Source organism: Tenacibaculum aiptasiae (assembly GCF_965221665.1).
In the GTDB taxonomy this organism is placed as follows: domain Bacteria; phylum Bacteroidota; class Bacteroidia; order Flavobacteriales; family Flavobacteriaceae; genus Polaribacter; species Polaribacter aiptasiae.
Genome location: NZ_CBDCSN010000002.1, coordinates 2,000,862 through 2,014,725, shown reverse-complemented (window position 1 = coordinate 2,014,725; position 13,864 = coordinate 2,000,862). Strand labels below are relative to the sequence as shown.

Below are 13,864 nucleotides of genomic sequence, written 5' to 3'. Positions count from 1 at the left end.
TTATATTATTTATCTTTAGATTTCAAAACCTCTTTTTCTGCTACTTCTTTTCTTAATCCACTACTTGAAAAGCGGTGCTCTCTTTTATTATAAAATAATTCTATTCCTTTTTTTTCACAAAATTCTCTACCTGTAAAGTTTTTATCTAGATATTCTTCACCTAAAATTCTTACATCTATTTTAAAAGACTGTAATATATCCTCTAAATCTTGCTCAGTAGCATAAGGTACTACTTCATCTACATATTTACAGCCTTTCAATTGAATATATCTTTCAACTACAGATTGAATTGGTTTGTTTTTTTGAGGTCTATCTATTGTTGGGTCAGTTTGTAGTCCGCAAATTAAATAATCACATTGACGTTTTGCATCTTCCAACATTTTAATATGCCCAGCATGAAGTAAATCAAAGGCACTAAACGTTATCCCTATTTTCATTCCCTTTTTTATTTGCAAATATATTGATTCTTTCACAATAGAAAATGTTTTTCACCTAAATTCGTAACTCCTTTATTTCGTATATCATGAACTATTTGAATAGACGATTTAGCTTCAACCAAACCAAAACCGTTTCCTTTTAAAATTTCTTTATAGCTCTCCGTATGTAATTCTGTAAAACCTTCACTAAATTCTATTTCCTCGTCATCTACAGTAATTGAACGAAATGTCCTTTGACCTTTGTCTTTTATTTCTTTAGGAAGTAACTTTTCATTTGTCGACAAAAACCAACGTACTCTTGCTTTTTCAAACTCTAAGTATCCAGCTGCTTTATCTTTTTCTCTAAGGTGCACTATATTTTCTTGTACTCTTCCAAAAATCCAAAATAACATATCGTAAAAATGAACACCAATATTAGTAGCTATTCCTCCAGATTTACTTTCATCTCCTTTCCAAGACACATCATACCAATTACCTCTAGAAGTAATATATGTTAAATCAACATCATATTTCTCTTTCTTAATTTCACTATCTACTTTATTTTTTAAAGTGATAATACTTGGATGTAAGCGTAATTGAAGAATTGTATTAATTTTATTTCCTGACTCAGCTTCTATTGCTTGTAACGCATCAACATTCCATGGGTTTAAAACCAATGGTTTTTCACAAATAGCATCTGCTCCTCTTCTCAAAGCCATTCTTATATGAGAATCATGTAGATAATTTGGTGTACAAATACTAACATAATCCAATTGTACATTCTGTTGGCGTTTTATTTTTTCAATATGACGATCAAATCTCTCAAATTCAACAAAAAAATCGGCATTTGGAAAATAACTATCCATAACACCAACACTATCAAACTTATCAAGAGCAGCTAATAAATTATTTCCCGTATCTTTTATCGCCTTTAAATGTCGAGGGGCTATATAACCAGCCGCACCAATTAAAGCAAAGTTTTTCATTATAACGTTTTATTTACAAACTCTTTAGGTAAACTACCTTTTACATCATATACTACACTTTCTTTCTTCTTTAAAGAGTCTAAATCTAAATTTAAAAATTCTTTGTGAGCTACAGTTAAAACAATTGCATCAAATTTTTTATTCGGCAATTGTTTTGTTGAAACAATATTATATTCTTTTTTAACCTCATCTTCATCAGCCCAAGGATCATAAACCATAACATTTGTATTATATTCTTTCAATGCAGAGATTACGTCTACTACTTTTGTATTACGAACATCTGGACAATTTTCTTTGAACGTAACTCCTAAAATTAAAATATCAGCATTCTTAATTTTCAAATCACGATCTATCATCAATTTAATTACTTGAGAAGCCACATATTCCCCCATACTATCATTTAATCGTCTACCTGCCAAAATAATACCTGGGTGATATCCAAACTCTTGAGCTCTTTGAGCTAAATAATATGGATCTACCCCAATACAATGCCCCCCAACCAGCCCTGGTTTAAATGGTAAGAAATTCCATTTAGTCCCAGCTGCTTCTAAGACATCATGAGTATTAATATCCATCAATCCAAAAATTTTTGCTAGTTCATTTACAAACGCAATATTAATATCTCTTTGTGAATTTTCGATCACTTTAGATGCTTCTGCTACTTTTATTGTAGGCGCTAAATGTGTTCCTGCTGTTATTACAGATTTATACAAATCATCTACAACTTTTCCTATCTCTCGAGTAGAACCTGAAGTTACTTTTAATATATTTTCTACAGTATGTTTTTTATCTCCTGGATTTATTCTTTCAGGAGAATACCCTCCATAAAACTCTTCATTAAACTTTAATCCTGAAACTTTTTCTAACACAGGAATACATTCTTCTTCTGTAACTCCAGGATAAACTGTTGATTCATATATAACAATATCTCCTTTCTTCAAAACTGCACCTACTGTCTCGCTTGCTTTAATTAAAGGGGTTAAAACTGGTCTGTTATTTTTATCTACTGGAGTAGGAACTGTTATTATATATACATTACAATCTTGTATCTCTTCTAATACAGATGTACAATACATACCATTATCTTTTGAATTTTCTCTCTTAAGTACTTCTTGCAATACTTCATCAGAAACTTCTAAAGTTGAATCAACTCCTGAATTTAATTCATCTACTCTTTCTTTATTAATATCAAAACCAACAACAGCATATTTTGTAGCAAACAAACGTGCTAATGGTAATCCAACATATCCTAAACCTATTACTGCAATTTTTTGCTTATTCATTTCCCTTATCTATTTTATAAAGAGGCAAAACTACAAAAAACATTATTAACTAATTGTTACAAAACAAAAAAGTCTTTATCATAAATAGATAAAGACTTTTTATATTTTTTAATTTACATTATTTCAAAACATCAAACAAATATTGAATTTCTTCTTTAATCAAAACTTGTTGATTTCCTACAAATAAACCATTTTCATGTAAATATTTTGCATTCCTCAATTCTCCATGAATTTCATAATCAAAATACTTCATTACCTCATTTTGTGTAAAGTCTCCCGTAACAATTGGTCTACATTCTATTCCGTTATCAAATAACTTTGTCACCACTTCTTTTCTACTCAAATTTGACTCTGGCTTAATTATTAATGAAAACCCAAACCAAGAACTTTTACTTATCTCTTTTTGTATTATAAAATCTTTATGATCTTTAAACAACTCAACAAAGAAACTTGCATTTTCTCTCCTGTTTTCAATAAAAGAAGGTAATTTTTTTAATTGTTCAACCCCTATCGCTCCACTCATTTCTAACGGCCTTACATTATATCCTGGAAGTACAAACCTAAACGATTCTTCAAACCAATCATCGCTTTTATCAGACACTAAATTCTTTTTAGGTAAATTTCTTGTCCACCCATGGGCTCTTATCGATAGTAATATATGATACAACTCCTCATCATCTGTTGTTACAAAACCACCTTCCATCGTAGCCATATGATGCGAGAAAAATGTAGAAAAAGTTCCCATTACACCGAAAGTACCTGCTTGCTTATCTTTATAAGTAGCCCCCATTGACTCACAATTATCTTCTATCAAGAAAATATCTTTTCCTTCTATAATACTATTAATCTTATCAAAATCATTTGGATTCCCTAATAGATTAACAATCATTATCATCTTGGTATTATCTGATATTGCCGACTCTAAAGCCTCTAAATCATAATTTAAAGTTTCTAAATCTACATCTACAAACTTCAACTTTAAACCATATTGCTGTAAAGGAAAATACGTTGTAGACCACGATACTGCTGGAACTATAACTTCATCTCCTCTTTTTAATTTTGGATTCTTAGTAAAAAAAAGAGCAGCTACTGCTAATAGATTAGCTGTAGACCCAGAACTTGTCATAACACAATATTTAGAATCCAGATACTTTGAAAAATCATTTTCAAATTGCTTTACACTATCTCCCATAGTGTACATATCTTTATCTATTACCGATTGTATTGCGGCTAATTCTTTTTCATCCCATGTAGAGGATGCTAACTTATACTGCTTCATTGAACTCTTCTTTTTTATAATATTCAAATGTTTTTTTAACTCCTTCTTTTAAAGAAGTCTTATAACGCCAACCAAATTCGATAAGTTTTGAATCATCTATTAATTTCTGTTTCATTCCCACCGGCTTAGTTAAATCGTGCACAAATTGTCCTTTATAACCTATTACTTCAGCTATTTCTTTATAATACTCATTAATAGTATAATCATGACCTAATCCCACATTTATATTTTGTGGCATTTCATCAAACTTATCGATAGCATAAAAAATAAAATCTGCTAAATCTTCTGCATACATAAACTCTCTTCTAGCCAATCCGTCTCCCCAAATATCAATCTCTTGCTGATTTGCTAACGTTGCATCATAAATTTTTCTAATAACTGCCGGTATCATATGAGAATTCTTAGGACTAAACTTATCATGTTTACCGTATAAATTACAAGGAATTACTGTTTTATAGTTTTTTGTTTTATCTTCTTTCATTATGTATTCACACAATCTAGTAGACATTACTTTCGCTATAGCATATCCTTCATTTGTAGGTTCTAACTCTCCTTTCAAAATAAGATCTTCAGACAATGGGTTCTTTGCTTCTCTTGGGTACATACACGAACTTCCTAAATTCAGTAAGTTTTTTACCCCATTATTTTTAGCAGCTATTATTATATTTCTTCCCATATCAATATTGTCTACTAAAAAACTCACTGGCTCAGCTATATTAGCTTGAATTCCTCCTACTTTTCCTGCAGCATGAATAATAAATTCTGGCTGATTATCTTTTATATAATTATATACCGAGTTATAATCCAATAAATCCAACTCTTGACTTGTTGGAGTTAAAAACTGATGTTTTGAAACTTCAGAAAACTCTAAAATATTCTTCCCCACCATTCCTGATGCTCCTGTTAATAATATTTTCATCTTCTACTCGAAATAATTATTTGTGTAGTATCCTCCTTGCTTTAAGTATTGATCTTTGGTCATCAATTTAAGATCGCTTTGCATCATATCTTTTACTAAAGCTGGTAAATCGTATTCTAATTCCCAACCTAATTTTTCTTTTGCCTTGGTTGGGTCACCAATTAATAAGTCTACCTCAGTTGGCCTGAAATATTTTGGATCTACCGATAAAACTTCTTTACCTATTTCTACTTGATACTTCGGGTTATTACAAGCTTTTACATAAGCTTTCTCATCAACACCAGTTCCTTTAAACTCTAATTCAATTCCAGCTTCATTAAAACTCATTTTAACAAAATCACGAACTGTTGTTGTTTTACCTGTTGCAATTACCCAATCTTCTGGTTCATCTGCTTGTAATATCATCCACATCATTCGCACATAATCTTTTGCATGTCCCCAGTCTCTTTGAGCATCTAAATTCCCTAAGTAAAACTTATCTTGTAATCCTAAAGCTATTCTAGAAGTTGCTCTAGTTATTTTTCTTGTAACAAATGTTTCCCCTCTAATTGGCGATTCATGATTAAATAAAATACCATTACATGCATACATACCATATGCCTCTCTATAATTTACCGTTATCCAATACGCATACATTTTTGCAACAGCATAAGGACTTCTAGGATAAAAAGGTGTAGTTTCCGATTGAGGTACTTCTTGAACCTTTCCGTAAAGCTCTGATGTTGATGCTTGGTATATTTTTGTTTTCTTTTCTAACCCTAACAATCTAACAGCATCCAAAATACGCAAAGTTCCAAGACCATCAGCATTACCTGTATATTCTGGTATTTCAAAAGAAACATGAACATGGCTCATTGCTGCCAAATTATATATTTCATCTGGCTGAATCTCTTGAATTAAACGAATAATATTTGTACTATCAGTCATATCTCCATAATGTAAAAAGAAATTTCTATCTTCAACATGAGGATCCTGATATATATGATCTACTCTATCTGTATTAAACAAAGATGTTCTTCTTTTCAATCCGTGGACCACATATCCTTTCTTCAATAAAAACTCACTCAAATAAGCTCCATCCTGACCTGTTACACCTGTAATTAATGCTACTTTTCTAGTACTCATAATCGTTTATTAAATTAGGCAACCATTTCATTACCTTTATTATATTTATTTCTTAAAATCATTGATGCTTTTATCTTACAAATTAATCACATCAACTTCCTACAATCTATTTATAATTTCTCACTATCAAACATGCTTTACACCTAAGTTTAAAGTTCTCTTCTCAACAACTTCACATCTTAATAGAATAGCTTACGAAATTACAAAAAACATCATTAACAAAATATCATAAAATAAAAAAGTCTCCATCTGAAAAGATGAAGACTTTTAGTGGGCGCGAAGGGATTCGAACCCCTGACCCCTTGGGTGTAAACCAAGTGCTCTGAACCAACTGAGCTACGCGCCCGTTTTGCAATTAACTTCTTAAGAGTTGTGGGCGCGAAGGGATTCGAACCCCTGACCCCTTGGGTGTAAACCAAGTGCTCTGAACCAACTGAGCTACGCGCCCTTAATTGCTAATTGCGGGTGCAAATATATAACTCTTTTAGATATCTGCAATAACTTTTTTCACTTTTTTTTATAAAATTTCTGCAACAACAAACGTACTCCCTCCAATATAAACAACATCTTCTCTTCCTGAGTTCATTTTCGCTTTTTCAAAAGCTTGATTTACAGAATAAAAAGCTTCTCCTTCCAAATTATATGCATTCGCCTGCTCTTTTAAAAAAATTTCTGACATTCCTCGTGGAATATTTGGTTTACAAAAATAATAAGTCGCTTTTTTGGGAAACAATCTTAATATTTCTTCTATTTTTTTATCAGAAACCACACCTAAAACAATATGTAAATTTTTATAATTTTCTTTTTGAAGTTGCTTTAATGTATAAATTAACCCCTCTTTATTATGAGCAGTATCACAAATTACCTTAGGATTTTCTTGTAATATTTGCCAACGTCCTTTTAAACTCGTGTTTTTAGCTACCTTTAAAAGCCCTTGTTTTATATTGTTTTCAGAAACAATAAAGTTTTTTAATTGTTTTACTGCTAAAACTGCCGTTTTTACATTTTTCAATTGGTATTCTCCTAGTAAATCTGTTTTAAACTTATTTTCTTCTTCTTTTGAAGCAAATAAAATTTCAGAATTACATTCTTTAGCTTTCTTTTTAAACACCTCTACAACTTCTTCTTGCCTTTCTCCTATAACTACAGGTATTTCATTTTTTATAATTCCTGCTTTTTCAAATGCTATCTCTGGTAATGTTTCTCCTAAAAACTGAGTATGATCTAATCCTATATTAGTTATTACCGACACTTCTGGCTTTATAATATTTGTTGAATCTAATCTTCCTCCTAATCCAACTTCAATAACCGCTACATCTACCTCTTCTTTTGAAAAGTAATCAAATGCCATTCCTACTGTCATTTCAAAAAAAGATAACTGTTGCTTTTCTAAAAACTCTTTATTAGCTGTTATAAAATCTACAACGCTTTCCTTTAGAATTTCTTTACCATTTATTCTAATACGTTCTGTAAAGTTCTTTAAATGCGGAGATGTGTATAATCCTACTTTGTATCCTGCTTCTTGTAATATAGAAGCTATCATATGACTTGTTGAACCTTTTCCGTTTGTTCCTCCTACATGAATTGTCTTGAACTTTTTTTCTGGATTCCCTAACTCTTTACTTAAAGCTATAATATTTGTTAAGTCTTTTTTAAAAGCTGTTTTACCTTGACGTTGATACATTGGTAATTGTGCAAACATCCAATCTAAGGTTTCTTGATATGTCATATCTATTGTTTATAACATCTCTATTTCTGTATTGTGAGATGAAATTATTTTTGATGCAAAGTTATTACTGAGACAAAGAGAATCTGTAGATTATTGTTCCTCTTTGTTTTGATGGTGCTTTACCATCTGCATTCCATTTTGTTCTTAAAGCTGCTTCTTTAGCAGGTTTTAATAAACATGGCGCTGTGTTAGTTGATCCTTTTACTCCAGGTACTGCTTTAATCACCTTACCATTTTGATCTACTTCTATACTCACAACCACTGTTCCTTCTTCTTGGCACTCTGGCTTTTTTATAGGTTTGGATAATGCCTTTCTTCCTGCTAAGTTATAATTACCTCCAGAGCCACTACCGCCTCCTCCATAATATTTATTAGAACTAGGATCACCATTCTCTTTACCTTTTACACCAGCCTCATTATCATCTCCTTCTCCTTTATCTGCTCCATCTTTTGATGTCCCATTCAACAAACTATTTAAAGCATCTGTTGCTTCTTTTGAAGGCTTTGGTTTTGGTTTTTCTTTAGGCTTATCCTCTTTAGGAGTTTCTTTTACCTCTTCTTTTTTTTCTTCTATCTTCTCCACAACTGGAACATCATCAGCGGTATCATCAGTAATTACTTCTTCCTGAATTACCTCTTCCTGTACTTCTTGCACCTCTTCTACAACTTCTTCTTGCTGTTCTTCAGGTACTGATTGTGATTTTGTTTTTTCAACTGGCTCTCCACTCCCAACATCTGAGTTTCCAAAATTAATTGCTACTCCATACTCAATAGGAGGATCAAGATACTTCATCCCGTAATTGAATATTCCAAATAATAAAAGCAACAGAATAACTGCTGTTATTACTGCTGATTTACGTTTATGTTGTGTATCTAAAACTGACATTTTATTTGCCCTTTACTGCTAATATCATTTTCAACTTGTTCCTATTTGCAATATCTATAACTCTCATTACATTTTTATACGGAACATTTTGATCGCCTCGTATTACTACTGTTTTCTTTTTACCTGGCCCTACTTTAGCTAAAATTGAGTTTTCTAAATTAGCATTACTAACTTTAGTTTTATCAATATAAAAAGAAGAGTTTTTTGTTATTGTTACTGCTACTGAAGTATTATTTTCTGTTTTCCCTCCTGCTTTGGGTAATAAAACATCTATTGCACTAACGGTAACTAGCGTAGATGTTAACATGAAAAAAATCAACAACAAGAAAACAATATCTGTCATTGAAGACATATTGAAACTTGGATCTACTTTATTTCTTCCTTTTAAATTCATTATACTGGCTCATTTAATAAATCTAAAAACTCAACTGATTTAGCTTCCATTTGATAAACTACTTTATCTGTACGAACTACTAAATGATTATATGCTATATATGCAATAATACCAACTATTAAACCTGCTACTGTGGTTGTCATTGCTGTATACAAACCATCTGATAACATTTTAATATCTATTTGACCACCAGAGTTTGCTATTTCATGTATTGCAACTATCATTCCAATTACTGTTCCTAAAAATCCTATCATTGGAGCTGCTCCAGCTATAGTTGCTAATACCGATACGTTTCTTTCTAACTGATAAACTTCTAACTTACCAGCATTTTCTATTGCTGTATTAATATCATCTAATGGTTTTCCTATTCTAGAAATACCTTTACCAATTAATCTTGCAGTTGGTGTTTGTGTGTTTTCACACATTGCTTTAGCACTATCTAATTTACCACTAGTTACATGGTCTCTAATTTGATTCATAAAGTTTTTATCAACCTTAGATGCTGCTTTAATTGCAAAAAAACGTTCAAAGTATATATAAAGAGCTACTGCTAATAACACAAATAATAATGCTATGATAATTTGTCCTCCTAATCCACCATCTTTAATTAACTGGATTATAGATAATGTTTTTTCTTCTGACACTTCTTCTAACAATTCTGTACTTTCTTGAAATAACAACATTAAAAATAATATTAGAGTTTGTAATTAATTTACGTTAACTAATTAACGATTTGTTTTATTGAAAATTGTTTTAAAATACAAGTATAAAAAAGTCTTCCTCAATAACCATGATTAAGGAAGACTTTATTTTTATTTATTATATTTTTTTAGATAAATGTTCTCATTAACATAAACGCTAATGATCCTACTATAAATCCGATGAAAGCTAACCAAGAGATTTTCTTTAAATACCAAAAGAAATCTATTTTTTCCATTCCCATTGCCACAACTCCTGCTGCAGAACCAATAATTAACATACTTCCTCCTGTTCCTGCTGAAAAAGCAATAAAGTGCCATAACGGATTATCGATTGGTTCAGAGAACATTCCTAATGAAGCTGCTACTAATGGAACATTATCAATTACAGCTGAACCGATTCCTAATAAAATTACTACTAAATCAGAAACATTTGTTCCAGCTAACTCAGACCCCATTAAAGGAATTCCTTGTTTTAAACTATCAGCAAAATTAAATAAGATTCCTAAAGACTCTAAAGCTGCCACAGCCATTAAAATTCCTAAGAAAAATAAAATACTTGGCATTTCAATTTTAGATAAAGATGCATGCACTGGACTATGGTGAGCATGAGCATCAGATTCTTCGCTATCAAAATCTGTTAATGAGAATTTTGTTCTACTATAAATTTCAGCAAAAGTAGCTACAACTGCTAATGATAACATCATTCCTACATAAGGAGGTAAGTGAGTAACTGTTTTAAAGAAAGGCACAAATACAATTGCTCCTAGTCCTAAATATAACATTCTTGCGCTATGAGGACTTTTCTTTTTATCATCATCATTTTCATCTGTTTCTATTTCTCCTTTGAAAGCTGGTAAAAACGACGCTATAAAAGTTGGTACTACCATGCAAAGCACTGATGGTATAAATAAATACGCAACTAACATTGGTGTACTTACTTTTTTACCTATCCATAACATTGTAGTAGTAACATCTCCAATTGGCGACCAAGCTCCTCCTGCATTTGCTGCAATAATAATTAAACCTGCAAACCAAATTCTATCTTCTCTACTTTTTACTATTTTTTGTAAAATAGAAATCAATACAATGGTAGCTGTTAGATTATCTATAATCGCTGATAATATAAATGCTAGAACACCAAACATCCAAAGAATTTTCTTCTTACTCTTAGTTTTTACATATCCTTTAATTGTAGAAAAACCATCAAAATAATCTATAATTTCTACTATGGTCATTGCTCCTAAAAGGAAAACTAAAATTTCTGCTGTTTTACCTAGATGATGTAACAATGTTTCTTCTACTAAATGCATTTTATCATCGTGGGCTAAGGCACTAAAACCTTCTACTAAAGCATGCTTTGACGAATCAAACCAGTTAGAAAAACTATCTACTCCCAGAGCCACTAAGGCCCAACAAATAGCCATCATTATTAATGCTGGTATTAATTTATCTAACTTAATATTATGCTCTAAAGTAATGGCCAAATATCCCATTACGAATACTAAAATAATCGCTAACTCCATTTTTTATTTAATTTGTTTTTATATCAATTCTTTTAACGCGATTTCGAAGGCTGTCTCGCTAATTTTTGTTTTAGAAGCACTCTTTGCAAAAGTTTTTTGAAGTGCTTTCTTTATTGTGTTTGAAGTATCTGTGAATATAGCTTCATCTGTCATTTCAACTCTACGTTCCATAAAGTATGCAAATACTCTAGCCATTCCACAATTTGAAATAAAATCTGGAATCAAACTAACTTTCTTATCAGTTTCCTCCATGATAGGGCCAAAGAATATTTCTTTATCAGCAAATGGTACATTTGCTCCACAAGAAATTACTTCTAAACCTGTATCAATCATTTTATTTATTTGATCTTGTTGTACTAATCTTGAAGCAGCACACGGAGCAAAGATTTCACATGGTAAGTTCCAAATACGTTCATTCATCTCCTCAAAAGGAATCATATTTTCAGATACTAAAGTATTCCCATCTTTATTTAAGAACATTTCTTTAATTTCTTCAAACGAAAACCCTTCTTCATTTATTACTCCTCCTACTCTATCAATAATTCCAACAACCTTAGCTCCCATTTCTGCTAAATAAAATGCAGCTGCAGAACCAACATTACCAAAACCTTGTACAATAGCTCTTTTTCCAACTACTGTACCCCCATAGATATTATAATAGTGACGAATAGCTTCAGCAACTCCATAACCAGTAATCATATCAGCTACAGTATATTTTTTTAAAATACTTGGAGATAACTTTTCGTCTTCTAATACTTTTATAACTCCATGACGTAACTGACCTATTCTATTAATTTTATCAGCTTCTGTTGGCTTAAAGTGTCCATTAAAAACTCCTTCTTGCGGGTGCCATACACCTACATCTTCAGTCATAGGGATTACTTCATGAATTTCATCAACATTTAAATCTCCTCCAGTTCCATAATAGTTTTTTAATAATGGAGCCACTGCCTTATACCAACGCTCTAAAACTCCTTTTTTACGAGGATCGTGCGGGTCAAAGTTAATTCCTGATTTTGCTCCACCAATAGCCGGTCCAGAAACAGTAAACTTAACCTCCATTGTTTTTGCTAATGAAGTTACTTCATACTTATCTAAACCTTTACGCATACGCGTACCACCACCAGCAGCTCCACCTCTTAGTGAATTTATAACTGTCCAACCTTCTGCTTCTGTTTCAGAATCTTTCCAGTTAAAAACTATTTCAGGTTGCTTTTCTTCGTATTTTTTTAATAAATCTTTCATTTTAAATTTTATAGGTAAATTCAACTTTAATTGTTTCTCTTTTTCATCTTTTGAAGTTCTTTACAATTTGTCCCCATAGGGGAGTTAAAGTTGATTCATCTTACTGTGGTTTTTAATAATAGTTGTGCATACAAAACTACCATAAAAAAACATATTTTACACATTATTAATTCAATTAGCTTTATTTTATAGAATATTTTGAAAGAAAATTGATTAAACATTTAAAATAACTCTGCTAAAATACACAGGAAACTTTAAATACTAAAAAAGTTTCCTTGGTTTTTTGTAAATTTTAACATAAAAATTAATTTTTATTTAGGCTGAAATATTTCTCCAGAAGAGTGATTTTTACTTGCCCCTGTGACAGAAGCCAAGCAATTCACCTGATTATCAAGCTTTAAAACACCTAAAAAACCAAAAATTAATGCTTCCTTGTAATTAATAAGCTCATCACTAACTTTTTCTACTCTAGTTTTAGCATAAAAATCAATTCTTTTCATTAAAAAAGAGTTATATACACCTCCTCCTGTAGCTAAAACTGATTTACTATTTTTAATAACACTCCCTATTTGAATTGCTATGTGCTCAACAAAAGTTCTTAATATTGTTTGAATATCTTCCTCTAAACTGTCTATCAATGGAAAAATTTCTTTTTGCACCCATTCTAAACCTAATGATTTTGGAGGATTAATCTTATAAAATTTTAGTTGATTCAATTCATTTAATAAAATTTCATTAACATTTCCATTAGATGCTAAATTTCCATTATCATCATATTCCTGGCCTAACTTTCGTGTGTAATGATTCAAAACAATATTTACTGGACAAATATCAAAAGCTATTCTCTTAGTATTTTTTTCAAATGAAACATTTGCAAAACCTCCAAGATTTAAACAATATTCATAGTCAGAAAATAATAACTTATCACCAATTGGAACCAAAGGAGCTCCTTGACCTCCTAATTTTACATCTTGAGTCCTAAAGTCACAAACAACTTTTTTATTTGTAATATTTGCTATTTGTTGACCATTACCAATTTGTAAAGTGATTCCATTTTCTGGTTGATGCAAAATAGTATGACCATGGGAAGCTATAAAATCTAATGTTGATATTTCATTGATTTCAATAAACTCATTTAAAAGCTTACCAAGAAGAATTCCATACTCTATATCTAAGCTTTTCAAATTTTCTTTTTTGTATGATATAGCTTTCTGTAATTTATTTTTCCATTCATCTGAATATGAAAAAGTATCAGCCTTTATAATTTGGAAGTTATTGTATGAATTTGAGTCAAATTGGATATAAGCCAAGTCAATTCCATCTAATGAAGTTCCAGACATTAGCCCAATACAATAAATATAATTGTTTAACATGAAGT

General features: G+C 31.0%; 13 protein-coding genes and 2 tRNA genes. All 15 read right to left on the bottom strand.

The genetic code is table 11. The features are described from left to right. Window positions 1–5 precede the first annotated feature (5 nt). The 15 genes from ACOQN8_RS09655 to ACOQN8_RS09585 all read right to left on the bottom strand — a co-directional run bounded on the left by ACOQN8_RS09655 (window position 6) and on the right by ACOQN8_RS09585 (window position 13,859). Window positions 6–437, bottom strand: coding sequence for an adenylyltransferase/cytidyltransferase family protein (locus ACOQN8_RS09655; RefSeq protein WP_420552816.1), 432 nt, complete (start codon window positions 435–437; stop codon window positions 6–8). Window positions 438–469: 32 nt separating this feature from the next. Continuing rightward, window positions 470–1,402, bottom strand: coding sequence for a Gfo/Idh/MocA family protein (locus ACOQN8_RS09650; protein ID WP_420552511.1), 933 nt, complete (start codon window positions 1,400–1,402; stop codon window positions 470–472). Then, on the bottom strand, window positions 1,402–2,685 hold the full coding sequence (locus tag ACOQN8_RS09645; RefSeq protein ID WP_420552510.1) for a nucleotide sugar dehydrogenase: 1,284 nt from the start codon (window positions 2,683–2,685) through the stop codon (window positions 1,402–1,404). The genes ACOQN8_RS09650 and ACOQN8_RS09645 overlap by 1 nt, the downstream gene beginning before the upstream one ends. A gap of 118 nt (window positions 2,686–2,803) precedes the next feature. Continuing rightward, window positions 2,804–3,964 carry a DegT/DnrJ/EryC1/StrS family aminotransferase gene (locus tag ACOQN8_RS09640; protein ID WP_420552509.1) on the bottom strand — a complete coding sequence of 387 codons (1,161 nt, stop codon included), beginning with the start codon at window positions 3,962–3,964 and terminating at the stop codon, window positions 2,804–2,806. After that, window positions 3,951–4,883, bottom strand: a complete 933-nt coding sequence (locus tag ACOQN8_RS09635) for a GDP-L-fucose synthase family protein (RefSeq protein ID WP_420552508.1) — start codon at window positions 4,881–4,883, stop codon at window positions 3,951–3,953. The genes ACOQN8_RS09640 and ACOQN8_RS09635 overlap by 14 nt, the downstream gene beginning before the upstream one ends. A 3-nt stretch (window positions 4,884–4,886) precedes the next feature. After that, entirely contained in the window at window positions 4,887–6,008 is a 1,122-nt protein-coding gene (gene gmd / locus ACOQN8_RS09630; protein WP_150901352.1) for a GDP-mannose 4,6-dehydratase, read from the bottom strand. Between the two features lie 271 nt (window positions 6,009–6,279). Further along, window positions 6,280–6,354, bottom strand: a tRNA-Val gene (locus tag ACOQN8_RS09625). 27 nt (window positions 6,355–6,381) lie between these two features. Then, a tRNA-Val gene (locus ACOQN8_RS09620) sits at window positions 6,382–6,456 on the bottom strand. Window positions 6,457–6,525: 69 nt separating this feature from the next. After that, entirely contained in the window at window positions 6,526–7,737 is a 1,212-nt protein-coding gene (locus tag ACOQN8_RS09615; protein ID WP_420552507.1) for a bifunctional folylpolyglutamate synthase/dihydrofolate synthase, read from the bottom strand. A 64-nt stretch (window positions 7,738–7,801) separates the two neighbouring features. Beyond that, window positions 7,802–8,623, bottom strand: coding sequence for an energy transducer TonB (locus ACOQN8_RS09610; protein ID WP_420552506.1), 822 nt, complete (start codon window positions 8,621–8,623; stop codon window positions 7,802–7,804). Between the two features lies 1 nt (window position 8,624). Further along, the gene (locus tag ACOQN8_RS09605) at window positions 8,625–9,017 is read right to left on the bottom strand and encodes an ExbD/TolR family protein (RefSeq protein WP_235276110.1); all 393 of its coding nucleotides are present in this window, start codon (window positions 9,015–9,017) and stop codon (window positions 8,625–8,627) included. After that, window positions 9,017–9,700: a MotA/TolQ/ExbB proton channel family protein gene (locus ACOQN8_RS09600; protein ID WP_235276111.1), complete on the bottom strand. Its 684-nt coding sequence runs from the start codon at window positions 9,698–9,700 to the stop codon at window positions 9,017–9,019. The genes ACOQN8_RS09605 and ACOQN8_RS09600 overlap by 1 nt, the downstream gene beginning before the upstream one ends. A gap of 146 nt (window positions 9,701–9,846) precedes the next feature. Then, the gene (nhaD, locus tag ACOQN8_RS09595; protein ID WP_420552505.1) at window positions 9,847–11,241 is read right to left on the bottom strand and encodes a sodium:proton antiporter NhaD; all 1,395 of its coding nucleotides are present in this window, start codon (window positions 11,239–11,241) and stop codon (window positions 9,847–9,849) included. An 18-nt stretch (window positions 11,242–11,259) separates the two neighbouring features. Then, entirely contained in the window at window positions 11,260–12,486 is a 1,227-nt protein-coding gene (locus ACOQN8_RS09590; RefSeq protein WP_150901346.1) for a Glu/Leu/Phe/Val dehydrogenase dimerization domain-containing protein, read from the bottom strand. Between the two features lie 311 nt (window positions 12,487–12,797). Further along, complete coding sequence (locus tag ACOQN8_RS09585; protein WP_420552504.1) at window positions 12,798–13,859, bottom strand: anhydro-N-acetylmuramic acid kinase; 1,062 nt, start codon at window positions 13,857–13,859, stop codon at window positions 12,798–12,800. Window positions 13,860–13,864 lie beyond the last annotated feature (5 nt).

What these genes read in the sequence shown, in the direction of transcription:
- ACOQN8_RS09585 (WP_420552504.1), bottom strand. Translation starts at nt 13,859, where the DNA reads ATGTTAAACAATTATATTTATTGTATTGGGCTAATGTCTGGAACTTCA.
- ACOQN8_RS09650 (WP_420552511.1), bottom strand. Translation starts at nt 1,402, where the DNA reads ATGAAAAACTTTGCTTTAATTGGTGCGGCTGGTTATATAGCCCCTCGA.
- gmd (WP_150901352.1), bottom strand. Translation starts at nt 6,008, where the DNA reads ATGAGTACTAGAAAAGTAGCATTAATTACAGGTGTAACAGGTCAGGAT.
- ACOQN8_RS09645 (WP_420552510.1), bottom strand. Translation starts at nt 2,685, where the DNA reads ATGAATAAGCAAAAAATTGCAGTAATAGGTTTAGGATATGTTGGATTA.
- ACOQN8_RS09655 (WP_420552816.1), bottom strand. Translation starts at nt 437, where the DNA reads ATGAAAATAGGGATAACGTTTAGTGCCTTTGATTTACTTCATGCTGGG.
- nhaD (WP_420552505.1), bottom strand. Translation starts at nt 11,241, where the DNA reads ATGGAGTTAGCGATTATTTTAGTATTCGTAATGGGATATTTGGCCATT.
- ACOQN8_RS09605 (WP_235276110.1), bottom strand. Translation starts at nt 9,017, where the DNA reads ATGAATTTAAAAGGAAGAAATAAAGTAGATCCAAGTTTCAATATGTCT.
- ACOQN8_RS09600 (WP_235276111.1), bottom strand. Translation starts at nt 9,700, where the DNA reads ATGTTGTTATTTCAAGAAAGTACAGAATTGTTAGAAGAAGTGTCAGAA.
- ACOQN8_RS09590 (WP_150901346.1), bottom strand. Translation starts at nt 12,486, where the DNA reads ATGAAAGATTTATTAAAAAAATACGAAGAAAAGCAACCTGAAATAGTT.
- ACOQN8_RS09610 (WP_420552506.1), bottom strand. Translation starts at nt 8,623, where the DNA reads ATGTCAGTTTTAGATACACAACATAAACGTAAATCAGCAGTAATAACA.
- ACOQN8_RS09635 (WP_420552508.1), bottom strand. Translation starts at nt 4,883, where the DNA reads ATGAAAATATTATTAACAGGAGCATCAGGAATGGTGGGGAAGAATATT.
- ACOQN8_RS09615 (WP_420552507.1), bottom strand. Translation starts at nt 7,737, where the DNA reads ATGACATATCAAGAAACCTTAGATTGGATGTTTGCACAATTACCAATG.
- ACOQN8_RS09640 (WP_420552509.1), bottom strand. Translation starts at nt 3,964, where the DNA reads ATGAAGCAGTATAAGTTAGCATCCTCTACATGGGATGAAAAAGAATTA.